Origin of the sequence: Ciceribacter sp. L1K22 (genome assembly GCF_017599385.1) — a bacterium.
Classification (GTDB): Bacteria; Pseudomonadota; Alphaproteobacteria; order Rhizobiales; family Rhizobiaceae; genus Allorhizobium.
On the sequence record NZ_JAGFPK010000001.1, the window covers coordinates 471,635 to 495,189 of the forward strand.

At 59.9% G+C, this 23,555-nt stretch carries 27 protein-coding genes; 8 read left to right on the forward strand and 19 right to left on the reverse strand.

All coding sequences use genetic code 11. The annotated features are described in order from the left end of the window. Positions 1 to 9: 9 nt before the first annotated feature. The 7 genes from pcaC to J5J09_RS02215 all read left to right on the forward strand — a co-directional run bounded on the left by pcaC (position 10) and on the right by J5J09_RS02215 (position 5,554). Positions 10 to 423 (forward strand): 4-carboxymuconolactone decarboxylase, encoded by a 414-nt coding sequence (gene pcaC, locus J5J09_RS02185; RefSeq protein WP_208548067.1) that lies wholly within the window; start codon positions 10 to 12, stop codon positions 421 to 423. Then, on the forward strand, positions 420 to 1,160 hold the full coding sequence (pcaH, locus tag J5J09_RS02190) for a protocatechuate 3,4-dioxygenase subunit beta (protein WP_208548068.1): 741 nt from the start codon (positions 420 to 422) through the stop codon (positions 1,158 to 1,160). The genes pcaC and pcaH overlap by 4 nt, the downstream gene beginning before the upstream one ends. Before the next feature lies 1 nt (position 1,161). After that, positions 1,162 to 1,779 (forward strand): protocatechuate 3,4-dioxygenase subunit alpha, encoded by a 618-nt coding sequence (pcaG, locus tag J5J09_RS02195; protein ID WP_208548069.1) that lies wholly within the window; start codon positions 1,162 to 1,164, stop codon positions 1,777 to 1,779. Positions 1,780 to 1,887: 108 nt separating this feature from the next. Beyond that, on the forward strand, positions 1,888 to 2,595 hold the full coding sequence (locus J5J09_RS02200; RefSeq protein WP_208548070.1) for a 3-oxoacid CoA-transferase subunit A: 708 nt from the start codon (positions 1,888 to 1,890) through the stop codon (positions 2,593 to 2,595). Further along, on the forward strand, positions 2,592 to 3,278 hold the full coding sequence (locus tag J5J09_RS02205) for a 3-oxoacid CoA-transferase subunit B (protein ID WP_208548071.1): 687 nt from the start codon (positions 2,592 to 2,594) through the stop codon (positions 3,276 to 3,278). Before J5J09_RS02200 ends, J5J09_RS02205 begins: the two co-directional genes overlap by 4 nt. An 11-nt stretch (positions 3,279 to 3,289) precedes the next feature. Then, positions 3,290 to 4,495 (forward strand): 3-oxoadipyl-CoA thiolase, encoded by a 1,206-nt coding sequence (pcaF, locus tag J5J09_RS02210; RefSeq protein WP_208548072.1) that lies wholly within the window; start codon positions 3,290 to 3,292, stop codon positions 4,493 to 4,495. Positions 4,496 to 4,498: 3 nt separating this feature from the next. After that, the gene (locus J5J09_RS02215) at positions 4,499 to 5,554 is read left to right on the forward strand and encodes a 3-carboxy-cis,cis-muconate cycloisomerase (protein WP_208548073.1); all 1,056 of its coding nucleotides are present in this window, start codon (positions 4,499 to 4,501) and stop codon (positions 5,552 to 5,554) included. Between the two features lie 18 nt (positions 5,555 to 5,572). Here J5J09_RS02215 and phnN read toward each other — a convergent pair whose 3' ends face one another. The 14 genes from phnN to phnG form a co-directional block, all read right to left on the reverse strand. After that, entirely contained in the window at positions 5,573 to 6,160 is a 588-nt protein-coding gene (gene phnN / locus J5J09_RS02220; protein WP_208548074.1) for a phosphonate metabolism protein/1,5-bisphosphokinase (PRPP-forming) PhnN, read from the reverse strand. After that, positions 6,160 to 7,299 (reverse strand): alpha-D-ribose 1-methylphosphonate 5-triphosphate diphosphatase, encoded by a 1,140-nt coding sequence (locus tag J5J09_RS02225; protein WP_208548075.1) that lies wholly within the window; start codon positions 7,297 to 7,299, stop codon positions 6,160 to 6,162. Before J5J09_RS02225 ends, phnN begins: the two co-directional genes overlap by 1 nt. Before the next feature lie 15 nt (positions 7,300 to 7,314). After that, positions 7,315 to 8,004 (reverse strand): DUF1045 domain-containing protein, encoded by a 690-nt coding sequence (locus J5J09_RS02230; protein ID WP_208552990.1) that lies wholly within the window; start codon positions 8,002 to 8,004, stop codon positions 7,315 to 7,317. A 94-nt stretch (positions 8,005 to 8,098) separates the two neighbouring features. Further along, positions 8,099 to 9,622 carry a phosphonate ABC transporter, permease protein PhnE gene (gene phnE, locus J5J09_RS02235; protein ID WP_208548076.1) on the reverse strand — a complete coding sequence of 508 codons (1,524 nt, stop codon included), beginning with the start codon at positions 9,620 to 9,622 and terminating at the stop codon, positions 8,099 to 8,101. An 8-nt stretch (positions 9,623 to 9,630) separates the two neighbouring features. After that, positions 9,631 to 10,593, reverse strand: a complete 963-nt coding sequence (gene phnE, locus J5J09_RS02240) for a phosphonate ABC transporter, permease protein PhnE (protein ID WP_208548077.1) — start codon at positions 10,591 to 10,593, stop codon at positions 9,631 to 9,633. A gap of 83 nt (positions 10,594 to 10,676) precedes the next feature. Continuing rightward, complete coding sequence (gene phnD, locus J5J09_RS02245; protein ID WP_208548078.1) at positions 10,677 to 11,582, reverse strand: phosphonate ABC transporter substrate-binding protein; 906 nt, start codon at positions 11,580 to 11,582, stop codon at positions 10,677 to 10,679. An 86-nt stretch (positions 11,583 to 11,668) separates the two neighbouring features. Next, complete coding sequence (phnC, locus tag J5J09_RS02250; RefSeq protein WP_208548079.1) at positions 11,669 to 12,526, reverse strand: phosphonate ABC transporter ATP-binding protein; 858 nt, start codon at positions 12,524 to 12,526, stop codon at positions 11,669 to 11,671. Between the two features lie 116 nt (positions 12,527 to 12,642). Then, positions 12,643 to 13,257 carry a DapH/DapD/GlmU-related protein gene (locus J5J09_RS02255; RefSeq protein WP_208548080.1) on the reverse strand — a complete coding sequence of 205 codons (615 nt, stop codon included), beginning with the start codon at positions 13,255 to 13,257 and terminating at the stop codon, positions 12,643 to 12,645. After that, on the reverse strand, positions 13,254 to 13,961 hold the full coding sequence (gene phnL / locus J5J09_RS02260; protein ID WP_208548081.1) for a phosphonate C-P lyase system protein PhnL: 708 nt from the start codon (positions 13,959 to 13,961) through the stop codon (positions 13,254 to 13,256). The genes J5J09_RS02255 and phnL overlap by 4 nt, the downstream gene beginning before the upstream one ends. 15 nt (positions 13,962 to 13,976) lie before the next feature. Beyond that, positions 13,977 to 14,753, reverse strand: coding sequence for a phosphonate C-P lyase system protein PhnK (gene phnK, locus J5J09_RS02265; RefSeq protein WP_208548082.1), 777 nt, complete (start codon positions 14,751 to 14,753; stop codon positions 13,977 to 13,979). Next, entirely contained in the window at positions 14,750 to 15,643 is an 894-nt protein-coding gene (locus J5J09_RS02270; RefSeq protein WP_208548083.1) for an alpha-D-ribose 1-methylphosphonate 5-phosphate C-P-lyase PhnJ, read from the reverse strand. The genes phnK and J5J09_RS02270 overlap by 4 nt, the downstream gene beginning before the upstream one ends. Beyond that, entirely contained in the window at positions 15,640 to 16,746 is a 1,107-nt protein-coding gene (locus J5J09_RS02275) for a carbon-phosphorus lyase complex subunit PhnI (RefSeq protein WP_208548084.1), read from the reverse strand. Before J5J09_RS02275 ends, J5J09_RS02270 begins: the two co-directional genes overlap by 4 nt. A gap of 3 nt (positions 16,747 to 16,749) precedes the next feature. Beyond that, positions 16,750 to 17,358: a phosphonate C-P lyase system protein PhnH gene (gene phnH, locus J5J09_RS02280; RefSeq protein ID WP_208548085.1), complete on the reverse strand. Its 609-nt coding sequence runs from the start codon at positions 17,356 to 17,358 to the stop codon at positions 16,750 to 16,752. Beyond that, positions 17,355 to 17,819, reverse strand: a complete 465-nt coding sequence (gene phnG / locus J5J09_RS02285; protein WP_208548086.1) for a phosphonate C-P lyase system protein PhnG — start codon at positions 17,817 to 17,819, stop codon at positions 17,355 to 17,357. The genes phnH and phnG overlap by 4 nt, the downstream gene beginning before the upstream one ends. Positions 17,820 to 17,914: 95 nt before the next feature. On the opposite strand from phnG, the gene phnF reads away from it, so the two are divergent. Further along, positions 17,915 to 18,655: a phosphonate metabolism transcriptional regulator PhnF gene (gene phnF, locus J5J09_RS02290; protein ID WP_208548087.1), complete on the forward strand. Its 741-nt coding sequence runs from the start codon at positions 17,915 to 17,917 to the stop codon at positions 18,653 to 18,655. 15 nt (positions 18,656 to 18,670) lie between these two features. Here phnF and J5J09_RS02295 read toward each other — a convergent pair whose 3' ends face one another. From J5J09_RS02295 to J5J09_RS02315, 5 genes are all read right to left on the reverse strand, one after another. Beyond that, a complete protein-coding gene (locus J5J09_RS02295; protein ID WP_208548088.1) occupies positions 18,671 to 19,306 on the reverse strand; it encodes a 2,3-bisphosphoglycerate-dependent phosphoglycerate mutase in 636 nt (211 codons plus the stop codon). A gap of 20 nt (positions 19,307 to 19,326) precedes the next feature. Then, a complete protein-coding gene (dapB, locus tag J5J09_RS02300; protein WP_246745774.1) occupies positions 19,327 to 20,151 on the reverse strand; it encodes a 4-hydroxy-tetrahydrodipicolinate reductase in 825 nt (274 codons plus the stop codon). Next, the gene (locus tag J5J09_RS02305; protein WP_208548089.1) at positions 20,148 to 21,959 is read right to left on the reverse strand and encodes an ABC transporter ATP-binding protein; all 1,812 of its coding nucleotides are present in this window, start codon (positions 21,957 to 21,959) and stop codon (positions 20,148 to 20,150) included. Before J5J09_RS02305 ends, dapB begins: the two co-directional genes overlap by 4 nt. A gap of 111 nt (positions 21,960 to 22,070) precedes the next feature. Beyond that, positions 22,071 to 23,096 (reverse strand): glucokinase, encoded by a 1,026-nt coding sequence (locus J5J09_RS02310; protein WP_208548090.1) that lies wholly within the window; start codon positions 23,094 to 23,096, stop codon positions 22,071 to 22,073. Positions 23,097 to 23,121: 25 nt separating this feature from the next. Next, on the reverse strand, positions 23,122 to 23,502 hold the full coding sequence (locus J5J09_RS02315) for a methylglyoxal synthase (protein ID WP_208548091.1): 381 nt from the start codon (positions 23,500 to 23,502) through the stop codon (positions 23,122 to 23,124). Positions 23,503 to 23,555: the final 53 nt, after the last annotated feature.

Below are 23,555 nucleotides of genomic sequence, written 5' to 3' on the forward strand. Positions count from 1 at the left end.
AGGAAGAGCATGAGCGGAGAACAAAAATCGGCTCGCTTCAATCAGGGTATGGAAACCCGTCGTCAGGTCCTGGGTGACAGCTATGTCAACGGGACTGTTGCCTCCAAGACGGCGTTCGACGAGCCGTTTCAGGACCTTATCACCGAGGCGGCCTGGGGGCATGTGTGGTCAAGGCCCAATTGGACGAAGCGCGAACGCTCTATCGTCACCATCGCTCTACTTGCGGCACTCGGCCACGACGAGGAGGTGGCCATGCATGCCCAGGCGACCAGAAATACCGGTGCCACAAAAGACGACCTGATGGAAGCAATGCTGCACGTGGCAATATATGCCGGCGTTCCCGCCGCCAATCACGCCATCAAGATCGTGAAGGCCGCGCTGCAACAGATCGAAGACACGACCGTGTCGGAGGAGGGAAAATGAGGAACACCATGCCTGAAACGGGCGCATTTTTCGCCCGTGACCGCGAGATGCATCCGCCGGCCTATACACCGTGGTACAAGACGACTGTCCTGCGATCACCGCAGCGGGCCCTGATCTCCCTTGATGGAACGAAGAGCGAGATCACCGGTCCCGTATTCGGCCACAATATGCTGAACGAACTCGATAACGATCTCATATCCAACTACGCAAAACCGGGAGAGATGCCGATCGGTCAACGTATATTAGTGCATGGTCGTGTGCTGGACGAGCGTGGCGTGGGTGTCGATGGTGCGCTTGTGGAGTTCTGGCAGGCCAATGCGGGCGGCCGCTACCGGCACAAGAAGGAAACCTACCTGGCGCCGCTCGATCCGAATTTTGGCGGTGTTGGTCGCACGATTACCGATGAGAACGGCTACTACTGGTTCAAGACAATCAAGCCAGGCCCCTATCCCTGGCCGAATGGTGTCAACGACTGGAGGCCCGCCCACATTCACTTCTCGATCTTCGGACACGGCTTTGCCCAGCGACTGATAACGCAGATGTACTTTGAAGGCGATCCGCTGATCTGGATTTGTCCCATCGTGAAAACCATACCGGACGAGGAGGCGATCAAGCGCCTTGTCGCCCCGCTCGACATGAACAATACCATTCCGCACGATATGCGGGCCTACAAGTTCGATATTGTTTTGCGTGGTCGCCGTTCGACGATGTTCGAAAACCGCAAGGAGGGCAACTGACATGGTCCAGCCACTCGGCTATCTGAAAGAGTCCGCCTCGCAGACGGCAGGTCCCTATGTGCATATAGGCTGCACCCCCAATTTCAGCGGCATCCACGGGGTTTATGAAAAAGACCTTGGCTCCGGCCCGCTCTACAACGACAAAACGAAGGGCGAGCGTATTACCGTTCGGGGCTTCGTCTATGACGGATCCGGAACGCCGCTAAAGGACGCCTTGGTGGAGATATGGCAGGCCGACGCCGATGGCTTCTACCAGAGCCCATCGGAGATGCGTGGAAAAGCGGATCCGGAGTTCTTCGGATGGGCTCGATGCCCCGGAGACATGGCGACAGGTGAATTTGTTTTCGAGACGATCAAGCCGGGGCGCGTCCCGCACTCGAACGGGAAGCTGATGGCGCCGCATATCACGTTCTGGATCGTGGCCAGGGGCATCAATATCGGCCTCCAGACCCGCATGTATTTTCCGGATGAGGAAGCCGCCAACGCCGAGGATCCGATCCTCAGCCGCATCGAATTGAAAGTGCGCGTGCCAACGCTGATCGCGCGGAAGGACGGCAGTACCTACACGTTCGATATCCACTTGCAGGGTCAGAAGGAGACGATCTTTTTCGACATCTGATCGGAAGAGGAAGAGACGAAGCCCATCCGATCATGGATAGGGTTCATCTTTCGACTTAACGCTGAGGCTGCCGGCGACAAACACGCCGCGCTGGTATGGAGAGTGCGGATGGACAAGAGGATTGCGACGCTGGTTGATGCGGTTGCCGGTATCGGCGACGGCGCGACGGTGATGATCGGGGGGTTTGGCGGCTCGGGGGCGCCGATCGAGCTTATTCATGCGCTGATAGACAAGGGCCCCAGGAACCTTACCGTCATCAACAACAACGCTGGTAATGGGCATGTGGGCCTCGCCGCCATGATCGAGCAGGGATTGATCAGGAAGATGATCTGCTCTTTCCCGCGTTCGGCGGACCCAAAGGTGTTTACCGATCTCTATCTCGCGGCAAAAATTGAACTCGAGCTCGTTCCCCAGGGAACGCTCGCCGAGCGCATTCGTGCCGGAGGTGCGGGCATACCTGCATTCTATACGCCGACCAGCTATGGGACTGAATTGGCCGAGGGTAAGCCGGTCGCCGAGTTCGACGGGCGCCACTACGTTCAGGAGCGTTGGCTGAAGGCGGATTTCGCGATCATCAAGGCCGAACTGGGCGATCCTCTGGGCAACTTGACGTACCGAATGGCCGCGCGCAACTTCAATCCTCTGATGGCCATGGCTGCGACCCGGACAATAGCTCAGGTATCGCGGATTGTGGATGCAGGTGGGATTGATCCGGAGCATGTCATCACGCCAGGCATCTTCGTCGACGGCATAGTAGAAGTATCCGACCCGAAGCAGGAAGAAGTCCTCAACCGCGAGGGAGCCGTCTATCCATGAGCGACGCATTGAATAACATCAAGCTTTCCAATGAGCAGATCGCCTGGCGCGCGGCGCAGGACATCGAGGATGGTGCTTACGTCAATCTGGGAATCGGTTTTCCCGAGATGGTTGCGAAGTTTCAGCCGGGCGGACGGGAGGCGATCTTCCATACCGAAAACGGCGTGCTCGGCTTCGGTGAAGCGCCTGCAAAAGGCGAGGAAGACTGGGACCTCATCAATGCCGGCAAGAAGGCGATTACGCTTAAGCCCGGCGCGGCCTTCTTTCATCATGCCGACAGTTTCGCCATGGTCCGTGGCGGTCATCTCGACGTTGCGATTCTCGGCGCCTATCAGGTGGCGGAAAACGGAGATCTTGCCAACTGGTCGACAGGCAAGGGTGGAGTTCCGGCGGTGGGTGGGGCAATGGATCTCGTCCACGGTGCCAAGCGCGTTGCTGTTATCACGGAACATGTCACCAAGAATGGCGACCCTAAGCTTCTGCGGCGATGCACGATGCCATTGACCGGTGTCGGCTGTGTTACCCGCGTTTATACCTCGCTCGCTGTTGTCGACATCGAGAATGGTCATTTCGTCCTGCTCGAGAAGCTCCCGCAGATCTCCTATGACGACTTGCAGGCTGTGACCGGCGCGGAACTGAAAATCAAGGGTGCGATCGGCGACCTGATCGTTCCCGTCGTGTAGGAAATGATGACATGACCGAAGCCTACATCTGCGACTACATCCGCACGCCGATCGGCCGCTTCGGCGGCTTGCTTTCGTCGGTTCGGGCCGACGATCTCGGAGCCATCCCATTGAAAGCGCTGATGGAGAAACATGTAGGCGTGGACTGGGAAGCGATCGACGACGTCATCTTCGGCTGTGCCAATCAGGCAGGAGAAGACAACCGCAATGTCGCCCGTATGTCGCTTCTTTTGGCCGGGATGCCGGTTTCGGTGACAGGGACCACCATAAACAGGCTGTGCGGCTCCGGCATGGACGCCGTCATCGCTGCAGCGAGGGCGATCAAGTCCGGCGAGGCGGAGCTGATGATCGCGGGTGGAGTGGAAAGCATGTCACGTGCGCCCTTCGTGCTTCCGAAGGCTGAGACGGCTTTTTCCCGCAATGCCGAGATTTACGACACGACCATCGGCTGGCGTTTCGTCAATCCGCTGATGAAGAAACAATATGGCGTCGACTCCATGCCGGAAACCGGCGAGAATGTCGCGGAAGACTATCGTGTAAGCCGTGAAGACCAGGATGCCTTTGCGCTCCGGAGCCAGGCAAAAGCCGCTGAGGCGCAGGCGAACGGGCGGCTGGCGAGGGAGATCACGCCGGTGAGCATTCCGCAGCGAAAAGGCGATCCGCTACTCGTCGATCGCGATGAGCATCCGAGGGCAACGACGATGGAAGCGCTTGCCAAGCTCGGGACGCCTTTCAAGAAGGACGGTGGCACGGTGACAGCCGGAAATGCATCGGGTGTGAACGACGGTGCTGCGGCATTGATTATTGCATCGGAAGCGGCGGCGAGGAAACATGGGCTTACGCCGATCGTGCGAATCCTTGGTGGTGCTACAGCCGGTGTGCCGCCGCGTGTCATGGGTATCGGCCCGGCGCCAGCCTCACAGAAACTGATGACACGGCTTGGAATGAAGGAAAGCCAGTTCGACGTGATCGAGCTCAATGAAGCTTTCGCCTCACAGGGTCTCGCGACACTCCGTGAACTGGGGATTGCCGACGACGATCCCCGCGTCAACAGAAATGGTGGAGCGATCGCGCTTGGCCATCCCCTCGGCATGTCCGGCGCCCGCATCACCGGCACCGCAGCTCTGGAGCTTTCCCTCACCGGCGGTCGCTATGCCTTGTCGACCATGTGCATCGGTGTCGGGCAGGGCATCGCGCTTGCGCTGGAACGGGTCTGACGGATGTCGCTTAGCTCTCTCGCGTACCTCGACAGACTGCTCGGCGACGTCGAGATCGGCAAGCAGTTGGACGCAGACGCGGATATCGCAGTGATGCTCGCGTTTGAGGTGGCACTGGCGGAGGCGGGTGCAGACGTCGGCTTTATCTCCACTCCTGCCGTCGACGCAATTCGAGCCGCAGTGTCGTCTTTCAAGGTCGATATGGAGGCGCTTGCGGCGTCAACGCTCAAGGACGGTGTGCCCGTCCCCGGACTTGTCGACCAGTTGCGCCGATATGTTGACGGTGAGCATGCGAAGGCAGTGCATTTTGGAGCGACGTCGCAGGACGTCGTTGACACGGCGCTCGCCATGAAGGCGGCGTCCGTCCTGGACATCCTTGCGGGAAGACTTGAAGCGGTGGAACGAGAACTGGGGTCGTTGATCCTCCGGTTCGGCGAGAAGCCTCTTATGGCACGGACCAGAATGCAGGCAGCAATTCCGATCAGCGTCGCCGATCGGGTGGGCAACTGGCGCACCTCCGTTCGTCAACTGGCCGGCGAACTTCCCGTTGTCCGCGAAGGGATCGCCGTCGTCTCGCTCGGGGGCGCCGCAGGAACGGCTGAAAAGTACGGGGACCGTATTGAGCCAGTGCGCCGGAAGCTTGCAGACCGTTTGTCCCTTCACGTTCCGGATTATGTTCCACATACCGATCGCAGGCGGATCGCTGATCTTGCCAATTTCCTATCCAAGGTGACCGGGAGCCTTGGCAAGATCGGTCAGGACGCTGCACTGATGGTGCAGAATGGCATCGGCCAGATTTCAATCGGTGGCGGGGGCGGTTCGTCGGCGATGCCGCACAAGCAGAACCCGGTGCGGGCCGAAGTTCTGGTCGCGCTGGCGCGATTCAACGCAGTTCAGGTGTCCGCCATCCATCATGCGCTGGTCCATGAACAGGAGCGCTCCGGATCGGCCTGGACGCTCGAATGGCTTGTTCTGCCGCAGATGATGGAGGCGGCGGGTGTGGCACTAAACCATGCGATCTCGATGCTGTCGTCGGTCGAAAGCATTGGCGATCCCTGATCGGCGGGCGTGCCTGTGTCAGTTGCAGCCGATCAGAGGTTCGAGGATATCGATGAGCATGCGGGCCGCCTCGTCGACCTCGCCGCTGTTGTCTATCGAGATCACGTTGAACGGTCCATCGACTTGCAATGAACCGCGGGCCAGCCGGGCGAGAATGTCTTCTCGGCTCTCTCGCCCTCGCAATTCCAGCCGGCGCGCGAGCACGTCCGGTTGGGCGAAGATGTTGATGACCAGTAGGGGATCAAAGGCGGATGCGAACAGCGGCAAGGCTGAGCGCGATCCGTTGGCAATGACGAGGTGACCCAGTGCGAGCTTCTCGTGAACGCAGGCCGGTATGCCGTAGCTCAAACCATGCGCATCCCAGTCGACTGCGAATGCGCCGGCCGCGCGCATGGCCGCAAACTCTTCGGCAGTGACCCCCCGATGGTCTTCTCCGCCCGCGTTTTCCGGTCGGGTAATGACACGGCGCACGAGATGAACATCTTCACGGCCGGCGAACTGTTCCATAGACCTACCGATCAGCGTGTCCTTACCGGCGCCGCTCGGACCAACGACAACGACAAGCGTCCCGCGGGTTTGATCCGGTGTCGCTGTTGCGCGTGACATCAGGCGACCCGTTCGCCTTCCCGCCAGACGGAGCGCACGACAGGAACACCATGATCCCTGCGCACCCGAACAAGGTCGGCGCGAAGGCCAGGAGCAATGTGACCCCGGTCGTCCAGTCCAACGGTCTTGGCCGGTGTCGAGGTGACCATGGCAAGCGCCTGTGGCAGCGTTATGTTTTCGAATTCGTCGGCGAGTACGAACGGAGCGTGCAGCAGGCTAAGCGGCACATAGTCCGACGACAGCACGTCGAGTACGCCCCGCGAGGCGAGATCGCGAGCGGCTATATTGCCGGAGTGGGATTTTCCGCGGACCACGTTCGGAGCTCCCATCAGCACGCTCATGCCAGCCGCATGCGATGCGTCGGCCGCGTCAAGGCTCGTCGGAAACTCCGCGAGCCTCACGCCATAACCTTTGGCTTCCTCGACATGGGCGAGCGTCGCGTCGTCGTGGCTGGCAATGGTGATGCTACGCGCTGCGCACACGCTCGCAAGGCTTTCGCGATGGGGAGCCGCATAGCGCGCAGACGATTCCTGCCGACGGGCGACGAAGTGCGCGAATTCCTCGTCCGAGAGGCCGCGCTTCGTCTTGTAGTAAAGTGTGTACTGTTCCATCGTCTGGAACTGGCGCTGGCCAGGTGCATGGTCCATCAGCGACACCAGCCGAACGGCCGGATCGTTTTCGAAGTCGGCGAAGTGTTCAAGCACATCTGCTGCCGATACTTCGCAGCGCAGGTGCAACAGGTGATCGGCACGCAGGCGATCTTCACGGGCAGCCGACTGGATCGCGTCTGCCATCTCACGCATCTCGCCCTTGGCAAAGCCACCGTCCTCATCCGAGCCCATGCGCAGGCAATCGAAGACGGTGGTGATACCGGAGGTCACGACTTGCGCATCATGCGCCTGAATGGCGGAAATCTTGTTCCAGCGAACGCCCGGGCGTGGAGAGTAGTGGGCTTCCAGATGGTCGGTGTGCAATTCCACAAGGCCTGCGATGAGGTAGTCTCCCCCGAAGTCCTCGCCGATGCGCGAAGGCCCACTTGAGATATCAGCGATCCGCCCGTCGCGGATGATCACGGTCCCATCGACAATATCTTGATCGAGGACGATCCTGGCATTGGAGAGAACGGTTTCCTTCAACATGTTTTTCTTCCGGGTTCAGGCTGCGCCGAGTGGCAGCCAGGTGTGAACAATAAAAGGACCGCCCGGCTCTTCCTCACGAAAAAGACCCAAGCCTGCGATCGCCAACGGACGATCGACGAAAGCGGCAAAGCGCGATTGCAGAAGCTCGAGGAATGCTGCTTGTTTCTCCCTGGGAACCTGGCCGGTCAGCGTCAGGTGAAAACGGAATTCATCGAACACGTACGGATAACCCCAACGACCGAGATTGTCGCGCTGCGCCGGCGATAGGCGCTCAGGCTTGCGCCTTTCGATGTCCACCTCGGTCAGCGGCGCGCGGAACCGTTCAAATCCATGTACCACCGAAGCCGCGAAGTCCTGCAACTGAGGGTAAACCTTGTCGGGCACAATCGCGAAGAACGCGCCGATCTGTCCGAGGGTGACACGTGGGATCTCGATCGGACCCGTGGTGGCGCAAAAATCGGCGAAGGTGGAGAGAAGATCGCTTTCACCAAAGTCGGACGCCAGACGGAATGGTGCCTTCAACGTAGCGTGGAAGCCGTAGCGCCGTGGATCCGCCGTAAGAGCGAACAGGTCTTCTGATGACAGTCCGCTCTCCGCCGATAGCGGATAGACGGCCTCCGAAAAGGCATCTCTGCCGAGCCACCGGGCCGCCGCCTCGTTCAGGCGAGCCCCGGGGTGCGGGCAAAAGTAGATCGCGTAGCGCAAGGTAATGTCCCAGTTGGTTTTATGGCAGTCTGTTATGATACCAGAGCCGGTGTTGTCGATCGACAAAGACGGGCGACGGTCGCCTCGCCTCCGACTAGTGCATCGTTCTCCCGATCAGGCGCGACCGAATGGCGTTGGATATGTGATCGAAGATGAAAACGACGATCAGGATCAGCAAGACCATATAGGCCACGTTCTCCCAGTCGGAATTGGTCCGCATCGCCTCCCAGAGCTTGAGGCCGATGCCGCCGGCACCGACGGCGCCGATGATGGTCGCAGAGCGGGTATTCGACTCCCAGAAGTAAAGGGCTTGGGAGGCGAAGACCGGCATGACTTGCGGCATCACCCCGTAACGCTGCACCGCAAGTGCCGGAGCTCCAACGGATTTCACCCCTTCGCGCTGTTTATCGTCGATATTCTCCAGAGCTTCGGCGTAAAGCTTACCGAGCGTGCCGGTGTCGGTGAAGAAAATCGCTGAGATTCCGGCCAGCGGTCCCGGGCCGAACGCTCGGGTGAAAAACAGCGCCCAGATCAGCATGTCGACCGACCGAAGGAAGTCGAACAGTCTTTTCGTGACCTGATTCACCGGTCGGTTCCGGGTAATGTTGCGCGCGGCGATGAAGGAAAGGGGAAATGCAAAGAGCATTGCGAGCAATGTCCCCATGAATGCCATTACGATGGTCTGCAGCAACTTGGTCCACACATCGAGATGTTGCCACGAGGCATTATAGAGGATGTTGTTCCAAGCAAGTGACAGATTGCTCATGCTAGGATCAAGTCGTTCGCCCGACGTAACCGCGCGCCACACCTCACCGGCGGACATCCCAAAAAAGGGAGAATTCGTGTCAAAAACGAAATTCTCCCAGCCGAAGAAGCGCTTGCGCACGCGTACACGCTCCGATGAGACGTCGAGCCACCCTGCGGTGCCGAAATACGCAATAACGCGCCCGCCTTCATAGCGTTGCTCGACCCAGTCTACGGACGGCCCGTCGATGGTCACTGTGTCGGCCGCGGAATCGAGGAGCAGGCGTACAGTTTCCGCGCCGCGTGTCATTGTGACAGTGTCTCTTGTGATCGAGACGGTGGCGTTGCTACCGAGTATCATGTTTGCTTCGACAATCGCCTCTTCGCGGCTAGCACTTTGCGGTGCCAGCGCAGCCGGCGCTTCCGGCGTCATATTGCCAGCCTGTGGGCTTGGCGACGCCATGAAGCTGAAGGAGGAAGTGGCTTTCGGCATAGCCGTTGTCGCGGGCTTCTCCGAAGCGGCGGAGTTGTCACGCGTGATCATCTCCCGTTTGGTCTCTATCCAGTCTGGATCGGGATTTGGACCGATCGGATCGAAACGCGGGTAACTGAGGGTGATCGCTCCGTCGCGGTCCATCTCGAATTCCGGACGAATCTCGTACGATACCCAATCGGCGAGATAGTTGCCGGCTATCCCCCAATTGGCTTCGGAAAGTGTTTTGCCAATGGCAAAGAACCACCAGCAGAAAATCAGGTAAAGGGTAAGAACCAAAACCGAAAAGGGCGCCCTGTAGCGTTGCCAGAGGCTTCGCTTCAAAACTTCCGGATAACGGTGTTCGAGGCGGTTTAGCTCGGCAGCGGTGATAGTCGACATTTGAAACCTCACGAAACCGAGTGGAACGCCTGCTCGCCGACGAGCTTGCGTCTGAGCCAGGCGGAGAACTGGTCGACGGCGACAACGGTCGTCAGCAACAGGAGAATGATTGCAAGGGTTTTTGCTTCGTGACCCTGGCTGATTGACAGGCGCAGCACTTCGCCGATACCGCCGCCGCCAACTGCGCCGATGATCGTCGATGCGCGCACGTTGATCTCCAGGCGCAACAGAAAATAGCTCATGAAGTTCGGCATGACCTGGGGCGTAATTGCGAACCACACACGCTCGAACCAGTTCGCGCCAACGGCACGCAGGCCATCATCGGGGCGCATGTCCGCATTCTCGATAACTTCGAAGAAAAGCTTCCCGAGCGCGCCGATTGTATGGATCGTCACTGCGATGATTGCGGGGATCGGGCCAAGTGACAAAATGGCAAGGAAGAAACCGGCGATCACGACCTCGGGAAAAGCGCGAAGGATCTCCATGAAGCGCCGCACCGGCCAACGAATCCACGTGTAAGGCATCATGTTCTTGGCGGCGAGAAACGCGAGGGCAAAGCCCAGGATCATGGCAATCACCGTCGACATCAACGCGATGTTCACCGTCTCGATCATCTTGTAGAAGTATTCGGGAATGTAGAGGGTGTCGGTGATATAGAAACGGCCTTCCGGATAATTGAACTTCAAGCTGCCATCGTCATAGGGAGACGGAAGGTCAAACAAGGCTCTCCAGATTTCCCAGCCGTCACGTGGCACAAGTTCCCCAACGAAGTCGAAGAAATAGGGCAGACGGTCGAAGAACTTGCCGGCATTGGTTTCGTTGGCGAACCAGACCGATCCACCGATCGCAACTATGAGAATGACAACGCCGAGAATGGTGTACATCCTCCGCTTTGCTGCCAGTTCCTGCCAATGGCGCTCGACGGCTGCGCCGCGCTCGCTCAAATGTGGCTGCATCGCCGTCATGGCCATCGCCCGGTATCCTTCCGACTGCTGTCAACAACGGAAGACCGCCGATCGTCGAGCGACCGGCGGTCTCGGTATTACGGACTATATCAGCCGCCAATTGTTGCCTTGCGTGCGTCGATGATAGGCTTGTAGAAGTCGACGTTGACTTCGGCGAAACCCTTGAAGTCGCCGCCCTGGATGGCCGAGAAGCAAGCTGGGTCGGATTCCGGCAGACCCATCATGAATTCCTTGAACTTGGTCTTCATGTCGTCGTTCATCGAGCTGCGGATAACGATCGGGCCGTTCGGGATCAGCGGCGACTGCCAGAGTTCAACAAGGTCGTCCATATTCAGGATACCCTTATCGACCATCTTGCGCAGGTTGCCCGAGGTGTAGCCGTCCTTGAACTCGCCAACGCCGGATGCCCATGTCGTGCCCGCGTCGAAGGTGCCCTTCAGCACTTCAAGAACCAGGTTTTCATGGCCGCCGCCAAAGCCGGTTTCGGAGAAATACTCCTTTACAGGTCCGCCAATCGCTTCAGGCAGCGTAACGGTCGGGATCAGGTAGCCCGATGTGGAATCGGGATCTGCGAAGCCGAGCTTCTTGCCCTTCATTTCCTCAAGCTTGGTGATGCCCGAATCCTTGCGTGCGACCATCACGGAGTGATAGCCCATGGAACCGTCGGTCTGGACGGTGGTCAGGATCGGCTCCACGGCTTCGGCGTTTGCGAGGTAGACCTTGGCATAGCCGGATGCGCCCAGTTCGGCGTAGTCGAGCGTGCCGCCGAGCAGGCCCTGGATGACGCCGTCATAGTCTGCTGCCGGGAACAGCGAGACTTTTTCGACGCCGATGGCGGCCGGCAGCTTGTCGACCATGCACTGGAAATTGCGCAGGCGGTCGGCTTCGTTTTCGCCGCCCAGGATACCGATGCGGAATTCCTTGAGGTCTTCGGCGTGAGCGCCGCCGGCGAGTGCTACGAGGGCAGCCGTGGCGAGCAGGGTCTTCTTCAACATGAGTTCTCTCCTGTTTGTTGGATCAGTCCGGATAAGATCGCGTTATGCAGCGCCCTTTACGCGGGCCTACGATCATGGCGCTTCTCTCAAGCCTCGGCGGCAGCCAAGGGCTGGAGTTTCGGTGATGGGTGATGGGACGCGACCTTCTGTGGCGGCGTCGCATTGATGCTCGTTGAGGTGAGACTTTCGTCAATTCCGGCCCCGGTCGCATCCGTACCGTAGATTTCCGCCACCGCGTCGCTGGTCAGCTCTTCGGGAGTGCCATCAAACACGACACGCCCCTTCGCCATGCCGATGATACGTTCGCAATAGGCGCGTGCAGTATCAAGCGTATGAAGGTTGGTGATGACGGTGATACCTTCGCGCCGATTGATGTCGTGGAGCGCGTCCATCACAATCTTTGCGTTCAGAGGGTCGAGGGAGGCGATCGGCTCGTCAGCGAGGATCATCTTCGGCGCCTGCATCAATGCCCGGGCAATGGCGACGCGCTGTTGCTGTCCGCCAGACAGGGTGCCTGCCGGCTGGAGGGCCGCCTGCTCGATCCCCAGGCGCTCCAGTGCCCCGATCGCCATGAGACGCTCCTCGCGCGTAAACATGTTGAGCAGGCTGAGTGCGGTGGGTCGGTGATTGAGACGACCCAGCATCACATTCGTAAGCACGTCGAGACGCGGAACCAGGTTGAATTGCTGGAAGATCATGGCGCAGTCACGTTGCCAGTTGCGCAGCGCCTGCCCTCGCAGTGACGAAACCTCTAAATCTCCGAAGTGAATGGACCCCGAAGTCGGCTCAACGAGGCGATTGATCATCCGGAGAACTGTCGACTTGCCGGCGCCGGAACGGCCGATGATGCCGACCATCTGACCTGACGGAATAGTGACGTTGACGCGATCGACCGCAGTGTTCTCGCCAAAGCGGCGCGTCACATCTTTCAGCTGGAAGCGCATCATCCGTTCCCCCGTACTTTTTCGAACCGTTTCCACCTACGCGCGGTTGATGAAGCTCGAATGTCAGTTTTTTAACGGTATTGTGAAGCTTGCCAAAATTTTGAAAATAAAAGGGTTTATCGATATTTTTCGACGAACGCCTCAGCCGGAAGATCGCGAAAGTCGGAGAGCGCGGCCTGCAATTGGTCGTGGCTCCAATCCCACCAGGAAAGCTTGTCCATTTCTTCGCCCAACCCGGCGGCAAAACGGTCGCGAATGAGCTTCGCGGGCACCCCACCGACGATGGTGTACGGGGCGACATCCTTGCTGACAACCGCGCCTGCACCGATTACCGCGCCATTGCCCACATGTACGCCGGGAAGAATGGTGGCCCCGTGACCAACCCAGACATCGTGCCCGATAATCACCCGATTTTCCCGCCGCCACGCAAAGAAATCGGTGTCGTTGTCGACGCCCTCGAAATAGTCGGCGGCACGATAGGTGAAATGATGGAGAGTGGCCCGCCATGTCGGATGGTTCGTTGCATTGATGCGTACGGACGCGGCGATATTGGCAAATTTGCCGATCGTCGCACACCAGACGGCACCGTCTTGCATGATATACGAGTAGTCCCCCATCTCGACCTCGTCGAGGCGGCAGCGTTCTGAGACTTCCGTGTAACGACCGATCGTGCTGTTGGTAACGCGTGCGCTCTCATGCACATAGGGTTCGATGCCGAGCTTCCGGGTCATGCCGCAGCCCTGCGAGGCGAATACTGCGAAACATCCAGAATACGGTCGGCCACCAGTTCCCGCACTTCCTCGTCGTGGAAAATCCCAAGTAGCGCGACCCCCTCCTTTTTCTTCCGCCGGATCATGTCGACCACGACGGCGCGATTGGTCGCGTCGAGAGAGGCCGTTGGCTCATCCAGAAGCAGAATGCGGTGATCGGTGATGAAGCCGCGCGCAATGTTGACGCGTTGCTGTTCGCCGCCGGAGAATGTCGCAGGAGGCAGACCCCAAAGCTCGTGCGGGAGATTTAAGGAGGCGAGCAGTTCGCTTGCTCTTTGCCGCGCTTCATCGCCCGAGACGCCCCGGGCGGTCAGGGGTTCAGCCACGATGTCGAGTGTTCCGACACGGGGCACCGTCCTCAGGAACTGGCTGACATAACCAAGGGTATTCTTTCTTATTTCCAGAACGGTGCGCGGATCGGCCGATGCCAGATCGACGATACGGCCACAGTGGTCGATCAGGATCTGGCCGCTATCGACGCCATAGTTGCCGTACAGCATCTTGAGGATCGAGCTTTTGCCGATGCCCGATGGACCTCCGAGCACCACGCACTCCCCGCTAGCCACGGAGAAGGAAACGTCGGAAACGACCGGCAGGCGAATACCGTCGCGCAGGTGCATCGTGAAGCTCTTGGAGACTTCGGAAACGACGAGGGGTGTGGCCATGGTGAAACTCCCGGCTCAGACTTGCAGGATCGAGGAGACGAGCAATTGGGTGTAGGGCTCGCGCGGGTCGTCGAGAACGCGGTCGGTTAACCCGTGCTCGATCACGTTACCGTCCTTCATCACCATCATCCGGTGCGACAGAAGCCGAGCGACCGCCAGATCGTGCGTAACGACAATGGCTGACAGTCCGAGATCATGAACGAGACCGCGCACCAGATCGAGGAGTCTTGCCTGAACCGACACGTCGAGGCCCCCCGTCGGCTCGTCCATGAAGACGAGGCGCGGACCGGTCACAAGGTTTCGCGCGATCTGCAACCTTTGCCGCATCCCGCCGGAAAAGGCCCGAGGCTGGTCATCGATCCGGTCGGTGCTGATTTCGACCCGCTCCAGCCAGTCGCTCGCGGTTGCACGGATGTTGCCGTAGTGACGTTGCCCGACCGCCATCAGCCGTTCGCCGACATTCGCGCCAGCGGAGACCGTCATGCGCAAACCGTCGGCGGGGTTCTGGTGTACGAAGCCCCAGTCTGTCCGCATCAGGAAACGGCGTTCTGCTTCCGTCAGGTGATAGAGTTCGCGGTAGTTTCCGTCCCGCATCTGGTAGTCGATCGAGCCCGTCGTGGGCATCAGCCGTGTCGAGAGGCAGTTGAGGAGTGTCGTTTTTCCCGACCCCGACTCGCCGACAATAGCCAGCACTTCCCCCGCCCAGAGGTCGAACGAGACGTCCTGGCAACCGATCCTGTTTCCGTAGAATTTGGATATGTTGCGGACTTTGAGAAGAGGCAGATCGTTCATTCGGCTGCGTCCTTGGTCTGTGCCAGCATCTCGCCGACATGCCCTTTGGCGCGGCGATCCTCGCAATGGTCGGTGTCCGAGCACACGAACATGCGCTTGCCCTTGTCATCGAGGATTACCTCGTCGAGGTAGACGTTCTCGGCGCCGCAGAGCGCGCAAGGCTTGTGGAACTTCTGGATCGTGAACGGATGGTCCTCGAAATCGAGGCTGACGACATCCGTGTGTGGTGGCACCGCGTAGATGCGCTTTTCGCGACCGGCGCCAAAAAGTTGAAGCGCTTCGGATCTGTGCATTTTCGGATTGTCGAATTTCGGCGTCGGCGACGGGTCCATCACATAGCGGCCGTTGACCTTGACCGGATAAGCGTAGGTGGTGGCGATATGGCCGTTGCGTGCAATGTCTTCATAGAGTTTGACGTGCATCAGCCCGTACTCTTCGAGCGCATGCATCTTGCGCGTTTCCGTCTCGCGCGGCTCAAGAAAACGAAGCGGCTCGGGTATCGGAACCTGGTAGACGAGAACCTGGTGTTCCGAGAGTTTCTCCTCGGGAATCCGGTGGCGTGTCTGGATGATCGTCGCCTCTCGGGTACGTGTCGTGACGGCGACGTTCGCGACCTTTTGGAAGAAGGCGCGGATGGAGACTGCGTTGGTCGTGTCGTCTGCGCCTTGATCGATCACTTTCAGGATGTCGTCGGCCCCAAGGATCGATGCCGTCACCTGGACGCCTCCGGTACCCCAGCCATAGGGCATGGGCATTTCCCGGCTTGCGAAGGGGACCTGATAACCGGGGATCGCGATAGCTTTAAGGATCGCACGGCGGATCATCCGCTTTGTTTGTTCGTCGAGGTAGGCGAAGTTGTAGGCTGCGAGTTCGGTTGCCGGCGCACTCATTCTGCGGCCTCCTTCATCGCGTCCGGCGCGGGCCGGCTGGCGTCATGTTTCGAACGCATTCGCCGCACGAGATCGAGCTCCGCCTGGAAGTCGACATAGTGCGGCAGTTTCAGGTGCTCGACGAAACCCGTTGCCTGGACGTTGTCGGAATGGGAAATGACGAATTCCTCGTCCTGTGCGGGGGCGACGATATCTTCTCCGAATTCCTCCACGCGCAGCGCCCGGTCGACCAGCGACATGGCCATGGCCTTGCGTTCGCTCTGGCCGAACACCAACCCGTAGCCGCGGGTAAACTGGGGTGGAGCCTTAGCGGACCCCTTGAACTGGTTGACCATTTGGCATTCCGTGACGCGGATACGCCCGAGCGAAACGGAAAAGCCAAGTTCCGGAATGTCCATTTCCACCTCGACCTCCCCGATCCGGACCTCTCCGACGAAAGGATGCGTCCGCCCGTAGCCGCGCTGCGTGGAATAAGCGAGCGAGAGAAGAAAACCCTCGTCGCCGCGAGCCAGGGCCTGCAGCCGGAGATCGCGCGTCATCGGAAACTCGATGGGCTCGCGTGTGATGTCGCCGGCCAGATGGTCCTCCGGCAGGTCTCCATCGCTTTCGATCAGACCCTCCTGTGCCAGGATTTCCGAAACGCGCATGGCGGGTTCCGGCAATTCGGTGCGCTGAACGGGCTCATCGACGACGCCATCTTCCAGCAAGGAAGGATCAAGAAGGCGGTGCGTGTAATCGAAGGTCGGCCCGAGCAACTGACCGCCGGGAAGATCCTTGTAGGTCGCCGAAACCCGCCGCTCGATGAGCATGGTCCCGGTATCGACCGGAACCGTATAGCCGAAGCGCGGCAACGTGGTGCGATAGGCCCGCAACAGGAAGATCGCCTCGATCATGTCGCCCCGGGCCTGGCGGATGGCGAGAGCTGCAAGCGACCGGTCGTAGAGCGAGGCTTCCGCCATGACACGGTCGACAGCTAGTCCCAACTGCTCGATGATCTGCTCGATTGTCAGCGCGGGCAGTGAGCGGTCGCCGCGGCGGCGGTCAGCGAGGAGGCGGTGGGCGTTCGAGATCGCGGTCTCGCCCCCTTTGACGGCAACATACATTCGTCATTGCTCCCTAGCTGTTATGGTGCAGGTGCGCGGCAGGCAGACAAATTGCGCTCCGCAGGTGAGAATCACGTCGACGCCCCGTGGAAACTGCGCGCGATTATCGGCCCAGCTTCGAACGAAGGTCTCCGGCAAAGGACCGGGTGCAATGGCATGGGTGTCCTTAATGCCCGGACCGCGCAGTGTCAGGGGGATGCCGTCAGCGAGTTGGGCCACTTCAACGATCAGGGTCGTAGACCGGTCTGGATATTCCTGGGTGCCGGTTGAAAACAGTCCGAAGGGGGGGAGAGCCGCCCCTAGTTCGAAGAAGGCAAAACGCGCCTCTGTCTTCTCGCGCGTCAAAGGCGCTCCGGTATGAAACCCCAGCCATTCGCCGAAGACCGACTTGCCCAGAGCTGAACTCATCCAGACCGTTGTGTCATGGTCGCAGAGGCAAAGTGCGACGGCCCCGGCCGCCACGCCCACCGGTGGCGGTGGATCTACCTGTGTCGCCACGGTCTGTAGGGTGCCCGGGCGCGCCATTCCGTCCATCAGCGCCCGGAACACGGTCTGGGACTGGTAGACGGGCTCGCTGAAACCGCCGGTGAAAGCGTCAGTCTTGGGGATCATTTGTCCTCTCCGCGAACCATGGTGAAGAAATCGACGCGCGTGGCCGCGGTCTCCTCCTGCTTCTTGCGGTCTTCCGCCTCGAGGCGCGCGGCCACCGTGGCCAGCAGCGCTTCTACCAACGGATTTGTCTCCGGCTTTTGCCAAAGCGCGTCGAAGATCGCCGCCAGGCGCGCCTTGCTCTTTCCCGTTCCAAGTGTCTGACCGTGCCCGACCGTGCCGCAGGTCAGGCGGATCGTCGCTCGGCTTACCGTCGCTTCGCCGAGGTTGAAGGCTGCACCTCCACCGCCGATCCTGCCTTTGACCATGACCAGGCCGGTTTCAGGTCCGCGAAGCATGCTCACCTCCGGCTTCGGTTCCAAGCCTTCCCAGGCAAGTTGCAACTCCCTCGATGTGGCCTTCGCCAGCAGCGCTACGATGCGTTTGCGGGGCGGCTCCGTCATTCCTTCCGCTGGAAGCTCCATCGATCGCTCCTTGCTTTCCGACAAATGTCTATTTATATAGACAACTACACATCTTATTCTTTCCTTCTACGTTTGGCGAGTGACAAGAGTGTGACATGGGGCCAGTGAGAACAGTGCAGAGACAGAATGGCGTGGCGCTATGGCGCCAGATTGCGGACCGGATCCGCGTTTCCATTGCCGAGGGGCGGTATGACGAGACGGGTATGGTCCCGCCGGAGGCAGCACTCGCCGAGCAGTTCGGCGTCAATCGACACACGGTACGCGCCGCGCTCGCAGCACTCGGACAGGAGGGTATCGTAAGGCCCGTTCAGGGGCGAGGGACGCTGATCGAAAGACGCGAACGTTTCAACTTTCCGATCTCCCGTCGCACCCGCTTCACCGAGGGCATCGGCGAGCAGGCGAGGGAGATAGAGGGAATTCTTCTGTTTTCGGAGGTGGAGGCGGCGACGATTGAAGTCGCCAAATCGTTGGAATTGGAACGGTTGGCGCCAGTCCTGAGGATCGAAGCGCTCCGCAAGGCCGATGGTCGCGCCGTTTCGACGTCGACCAGTTGGTTTCCCATGCCGCGATTCGAGAATATGGGTGATGCCTATAAGCAGACCGGCTCGATCACGCGGGCCTTCGGACTGTGCGGATTGGAGGACTACGTCCGTGCCAGGACGGAAATAAGCGCCGCCCATGCCGAACAATCGGACCTGGCGGCGCTGGGCTTGGCTCCCGGAGCCATCGTTCTAATGACGAAGGCTCTCAATACGGATCTAGACGGTGTGCCGGTTCAGTACGCGGTAACGCGGTTCCCCGCAGACCGTGTGCAACTGACCGTCACCAATGGATAACGGCCAGCCGCCGACTCAGTGAGCGCCAGACATGTCGCCCAGCACATCCTTGGATGCGACCGTCGAATCGGCATTGAGGCTGTAGACCATCGGAACGCCCGTCGCCAGGTTGAGCTTGAGGATCTGTTCCTTGCTGAGCTTGTCGAGCACCATCACGAGCGATCGAAGGGAATTGCCGTGCGCTGCGACGAGTACCTTCTCTCCACGCAGCACTCGCGGAAGGATTTCAGTGAGGTAGTAAGGCCAGACGCGTGCGCCGGTGTCGCGAAGGCTCTCGCCGCCCGGCGGCGGAATGTCGTAGGACCTGCGCCAGATATGAACCTGCTCCTCGCCCCATTTCTGACGGGCATCGTCCTTGTTGAGGCCGGACAGATCGCCGTAGTCACGTTCGTTCAGTGCCTCGTCACGGATTGTCGTCAGATCGGACTGGCCAACATTGTCGAGAATGATCTGGCACGTCTTCTGGGCCCGGCTGAGCACCGATGTATAGGCCACGTCGAACTTGATGCCATAGTCGGCAAGCGCCTTGCCGCCGGCATTGGCTTCCTGCACGCCGAGCTCCGTTAGGTCAGGGTCACGCCAGCCGGTGAACAGGTTCTTGAGATTCCATTCGCTCTGGCCGTGACGGACGAGAACCAGGGTGCCGCTCATAGGGATCCTCCAAGGATATGTCAGTGGGATGATGAAAGCCCGAGCACGTCGAGCATCGAATAGAATCCAGGTTTGCGGTCGCGCGCCCATAACGCCGCTTTAAGCGCTCCGCGGGCAAAGATTGTGCGGTCTCCCGCATTGTGTGAAAGCGTCACGGTTTCTCCTTCGCCAGCGATGATGACAGAATGATCGCCGATCACCGATCCGCCTCTCAGCGTCGCAAATCCGATCGATCCCGCCTCGCGGGGCCCCGTATGTCCGTCGCGGACCCGCACGGAGTGGTCCGTTAGATCGATGTCGCGTCCCTTGGCGGCGGCTTCCCCAAGCAGAAGGGCAGTGCCTGACGGCGCGTCAACCTTGTGCTTGTGGTGCATCTCGAGAATTTCGATGTCCCAACCGGCGGCATCGAGCGCCTTGGCCGCCTGCTGTACGAGAACCGACAGCAGATTGACACCGAGGCTCATATTGCCGGATTTGACGATCCGCGCATGCCGCGCCGCTGCGGCAAATCTTGCGTCATCGTCACTGCTGCATCCGGTGGTGCCGATGACGTGGACGATACGAGCCTGGGCGGCTAGCACTGAAAATTCTACAGAGGCCGCTGGTGACGTGAAATCCACGACGCCGTCGGCTGCCACAAAGGCAGAAAGCGGGTCATCTGTTATCACGACGCCAATCGGACCAAGCCCCGCGATCTCGCCTGCATCTCTGCCGATATGAACTGAACCGGGCCGTTCGGTTGCGGCGTGTAACTCGGTATCGGGTGAGGCGTGGATGAGGCGGATGAGCGTCTGGCCCATCCGGCCGCCGGCTCCGACCACAACCAGTTTCATGGCCTGGGTCATGTATTCTCACCTCCCGTCGGCATCGTGACGTCGTGAACGGACGTCGCCTGCAGCTTGTTGAGGCGAGCGTAAAGTCCGTCGGCGCGGCGCGCAAGGTCGTCATGAATACCCTGCTCGACGACCCGACCGCCTTCCATCACGATGATCTGGTCTGCGTTCACGACTGTCGAAAGCCGGTGCGCGATAACGACAACGGTGCGTCCGCCCATGGCTTCGTCCAACGCCTTCTGAACCGCAGCCTCCGATTCGGTGTCGAGCGCGGATGTCGCCTCGTCGAGGAGCAGGATCGGCGCGTTTCGCACCAGCGCTCTCGCGATCGACAGTCTCTGGCGCTGTCCTCCTGAGAGCGTCAGCCCGTTTTCGCCGACAGGCGTATCGTAACCCATGGGCTGAGCCATGATAAAATCGTGAGCATAAGCGTGTTTTGCCGCGTCTTCGATCTCGGCGTCTGTCGCATCCGGTCTGCCATAACGGATATTGTCTCGGATCGTGCCCTCGAAGAGGTAAGGCTGCTGCGAGACATAGGCGATGTGGCGGCGAAGCGAGGCTTTGGTCACGTCGGCGATGTTTTGGCCATCGATCAGGATTTCTCCCTGGCCGGGATCATAGAAGCGCGGGATGAGCGTGATGATCGTCGACTTGCCGGCACCAGATGGTCCCACGAGCGCCGTGGTTCTGCCCCCCTCGGCCACGAAGCTGACGTCCTTGAGGATCGCGTTCTCACCATAGGCGAAACCGACGTGCCGAAACTCGATCCGTGCTTCGCTGACAACGAGATCCCTGGCGTCCGGCTTGTCGCGCTGATGCGGCTGGGAGTCGAGAATCTCGTAGATCATCCTGGCATTGACGACGGCACGCTCCATCTGCACCTGCAGCTTTGCAAGGCGCTTCGCAGGCTCGTACGCCATCAGAAGTGCGGCGACGAAGGAGAAGAAGGCGCCGGGCGGAACGCCGCCATAGATCGAGCGAAATGCGGCATAAGCCAGCACGCTGGAGATCGCGACGCCCGCGAACGTCTCCGTGATCGGCGATGTGCGCTCGCTGAGCCTTGCAATCCTGTTGGATCGATTTTCCGCAGCCGTGATGACGCCGTCGACCTTGCGGGTCAGTTCGGCTTCCATCGTGAACGCCTTCACGATGGCGATCCCCTGGATCGTTTCCTGCATCGCGCCAAGAACGCGGCTGTTGAAGATCACGGATTCGCGGGTCGCGCTGCGCAGGCGGCGCGAGATGTATCGGAGGGCCCACAGTAGCGGTGGTGCGACGACGAAGACGATCAGCGTCAGTACCGGATCCTTGAGCAGCATCACCCCGATCAACGCGATCAGGGTGAGCAGGTCGCGTGCCATTGAAGTGACCGTGAGGTTCAGGACATCGCGTATGCCGTTGATGTTCTGGCTTACCTGGGCCGAAAGGTGGGCCGAGCGGGCATCGGTGAAATAACCCACCGAGAGGTTCATAAGATGTGCGAACAAGCGCCGCTGGTAACGTGCAACGATGTTGTTGCCGATCTTGGCAAGAGCCACAGCCTGTCCGTAGGATGCGAAGCCGCGCAATACGAAAGCGGCAAGGATAGACCCGCAGATCAGCCAGACAACGTCAGCCCTCCGATTGGCGAACGCCTCGTTGACGACGGCTTCCATGATCCATGCGGTGAACGCCGTTGTGAGTGCCACGGTCGCCAGACAGGCGATCGCAAAGGCGTATCCGCGCCAGTGATCGCGTCCGTTCTCTGATACAATCCGCCTCAGAACCGCGCTGACGCTGTCGGGGTCGATCGCCGGGACCTTCTTTGTCTGGGCAGCCAATACGAAGACTTTCTGAATTCGCTTTCATGGAGGAACGCGCCGATCTGGCGCTAACCTCGCGGCTCTATAGCCATTCCCGTTGGCTTTGACCAGCGTTGCGCATGCCGCGCGTCACGAGGAGCGCCAACGGCGGCCTTCGGTGGCGAGGCCGAAACTGGACGGCGCTCGCGCATAGGCGGCAAGCCCCGAAAGTGCCGCCTGGGGATGGGTCACGATGAAGGTCGGAATGGATTTCATCATGGCCGAGTGAGGTGCCTTGTCTTCGAACGCTGCACGGAATTGATCCGTTGTAAGTGCCTTGGCGATCTTCTGTGAAATGCCACCCGAAAGATAGACACCGCCACGCGCCATGAAGATCAGCGCAAGATCACCGGCAAGGCGTGCGAGATAGGTTACGAACAGGGAAATGGTTTCTTCAGCGGCCCTGTCTGTACCGGCAAGGGCGCGCGACGTCACATCCGCTGGATCGTGCCACTGTGGCTCAAGGCCGTCTGCCTTGCACACCGCCTGGTAGATGTTCAAAATACCGCGTCCGCAGAGCAGTTGCTCCGCCGAGATTCGCCCCTCGATCGGAGTCAGATGAGGGAAGATTTGGAAATCGCGTTGGCTGCGGGGTCCGATGTCGACATGGCCGCCTTCGCCAGGCACTGGAAACCACGTGTCCTGCGCGTGAACAAGACCCGCGACACCGAGACCGGTCCCTGGACCCAGAACGACGCGCGACGCGACGGGGCTTTCCGCATTATCGCCGATCGGCTGCCGGTACTCGTCTGGCAGCGTAGCCACGGCGAGCGCCTGAGCTTCGAAATCGTTGACGATGAGGACATCGGAGAAGCCCAGTCCGGAGATCATGTCCCTTGGCTTGACCACCCAGTCGCAATTGGTAAGCGGTATCTCGTCGCCCTTGATTGGCCCCGCCACAGCGAGAATAGCCGATTTTGGCCGTACCGGGGTTTTGTCTAGCACGCATTGTTGAATGGCTGCGTCGATCGTGGCGAAATCGGCCGTATGGACGTTCGGGAACTGGTTCGGCTCCGCCTGCGCATCCGCGAGCAGCCAGAAACGCGCATTGGTGCCGCCGATATCGCCGATGAGAATCGGGAAGGGTGGGTTTTCTAGGTTGTGAGATCGGGGCATAGGGACGTCCAAGCAGCGAAGCGGTTCAGCGAGTGGCGTGGGCGATCATCAGTTCGGCTGTCGCCCTGTTAAGCGCCATGGGAATATCATAAACGGTTGCCAGTCGCATAAGTGCCTTGACATCGACATCGTGCGGCATGGCGGTCAGGGGATCGACGAAGAAGATCAGCATGTCGATCTCACCAGTAGCGATGAGCGCGCCTATCTGCTGATCTCCGCCAAGGGGTCCGCTTTTCATGCGTTGGACGGACAGACTGGGGCAGGCCTGCTGAATCCGCCCCCCCGTGGTGCCGGTTGCCACGATCTGCCACCCCGCAAGCACCGCCTCGTGCCTGCGGGCGAAGTCAGCGAGATCATCTTTTTTCTGATCGTGCGCGATCAGCGCAATAGAGGGTTTCCCTGCCATCGTTCCCCGCAGCCGGCCAGCCTTAAATCGATTTGATCACGTCTATATCAACA

What these genes read in the sequence shown, in the direction of transcription:
- pcaC (WP_208548067.1), top strand. Translation starts at nt 10, where the DNA reads ATGAGCGGAGAACAAAAATCGGCTCGCTTCAATCAGGGTATGGAAACC.
- pcaH (WP_208548068.1), top strand. Translation starts at nt 420, where the DNA reads ATGAGGAACACCATGCCTGAAACGGGCGCATTTTTCGCCCGTGACCGC.
- pcaG (WP_208548069.1), top strand. Translation starts at nt 1,162, where the DNA reads ATGGTCCAGCCACTCGGCTATCTGAAAGAGTCCGCCTCGCAGACGGCA.
- J5J09_RS02200 (WP_208548070.1), top strand. Translation starts at nt 1,888, where the DNA reads ATGGACAAGAGGATTGCGACGCTGGTTGATGCGGTTGCCGGTATCGGC.
- J5J09_RS02205 (WP_208548071.1), top strand. Translation starts at nt 2,592, where the DNA reads ATGAGCGACGCATTGAATAACATCAAGCTTTCCAATGAGCAGATCGCC.
- pcaF (WP_208548072.1), top strand. Translation starts at nt 3,290, where the DNA reads ATGACCGAAGCCTACATCTGCGACTACATCCGCACGCCGATCGGCCGC.
- J5J09_RS02215 (WP_208548073.1), top strand. Translation starts at nt 4,499, where the DNA reads ATGTCGCTTAGCTCTCTCGCGTACCTCGACAGACTGCTCGGCGACGTC.
- phnN (WP_208548074.1), bottom strand. Translation starts at nt 6,160, where the DNA reads ATGTCACGCGCAACAGCGACACCGGATCAAACCCGCGGGACGCTTGTC.
- J5J09_RS02225 (WP_208548075.1), bottom strand. Translation starts at nt 7,299, where the DNA reads ATGTTGAAGGAAACCGTTCTCTCCAATGCCAGGATCGTCCTCGATCAA.
- phnE (WP_208548076.1), bottom strand. Translation starts at nt 9,622, where the DNA reads ATGTCGACTATCACCGCTGCCGAGCTAAACCGCCTCGAACACCGTTAT.
- phnE (WP_208548077.1), bottom strand. Translation starts at nt 10,593, where the DNA reads ATGGCCATGACGGCGATGCAGCCACATTTGAGCGAGCGCGGCGCAGCC.
- phnD (WP_208548078.1), bottom strand. Translation starts at nt 11,582, where the DNA reads ATGTTGAAGAAGACCCTGCTCGCCACGGCTGCCCTCGTAGCACTCGCC.
- phnC (WP_208548079.1), bottom strand. Translation starts at nt 12,526, where the DNA reads ATGCGCTTCCAGCTGAAAGATGTGACGCGCCGCTTTGGCGAGAACACT.
- J5J09_RS02255 (WP_208548080.1), bottom strand. Translation starts at nt 13,257, where the DNA reads ATGACCCGGAAGCTCGGCATCGAACCCTATGTGCATGAGAGCGCACGC.
- phnL (WP_208548081.1), bottom strand. Translation starts at nt 13,961, where the DNA reads ATGGCCACACCCCTCGTCGTTTCCGAAGTCTCCAAGAGCTTCACGATG.
- phnK (WP_208548082.1), bottom strand. Translation starts at nt 14,753, where the DNA reads ATGAACGATCTGCCTCTTCTCAAAGTCCGCAACATATCCAAATTCTAC.
- J5J09_RS02270 (WP_208548083.1), bottom strand. Translation starts at nt 15,643, where the DNA reads ATGAGTGCGCCGGCAACCGAACTCGCAGCCTACAACTTCGCCTACCTC.
- J5J09_RS02275 (WP_208548084.1), bottom strand. Translation starts at nt 16,746, where the DNA reads ATGTATGTTGCCGTCAAAGGGGGCGAGACCGCGATCTCGAACGCCCAC.
- phnH (WP_208548085.1), bottom strand. Translation starts at nt 17,358, where the DNA reads ATGATCCCCAAGACTGACGCTTTCACCGGCGGTTTCAGCGAGCCCGTC.
- phnG (WP_208548086.1), bottom strand. Translation starts at nt 17,819, where the DNA reads ATGGAGCTTCCAGCGGAAGGAATGACGGAGCCGCCCCGCAAACGCATC.
- phnF (WP_208548087.1), top strand. Translation starts at nt 17,915, where the DNA reads ATGGGGCCAGTGAGAACAGTGCAGAGACAGAATGGCGTGGCGCTATGG.
- J5J09_RS02295 (WP_208548088.1), bottom strand. Translation starts at nt 19,306, where the DNA reads ATGAGCGGCACCCTGGTTCTCGTCCGTCACGGCCAGAGCGAATGGAAT.
- dapB (WP_246745774.1), bottom strand. Translation starts at nt 20,151, where the DNA reads ATGACCCAGGCCATGAAACTGGTTGTGGTCGGAGCCGGCGGCCGGATG.
- J5J09_RS02310 (WP_208548090.1), bottom strand. Translation starts at nt 23,096, where the DNA reads ATGCCCCGATCTCACAACCTAGAAAACCCACCCTTCCCGATTCTCATC.
- J5J09_RS02315 (WP_208548091.1), bottom strand. Translation starts at nt 23,502, where the DNA reads ATGGCAGGGAAACCCTCTATTGCGCTGATCGCGCACGATCAGAAAAAA.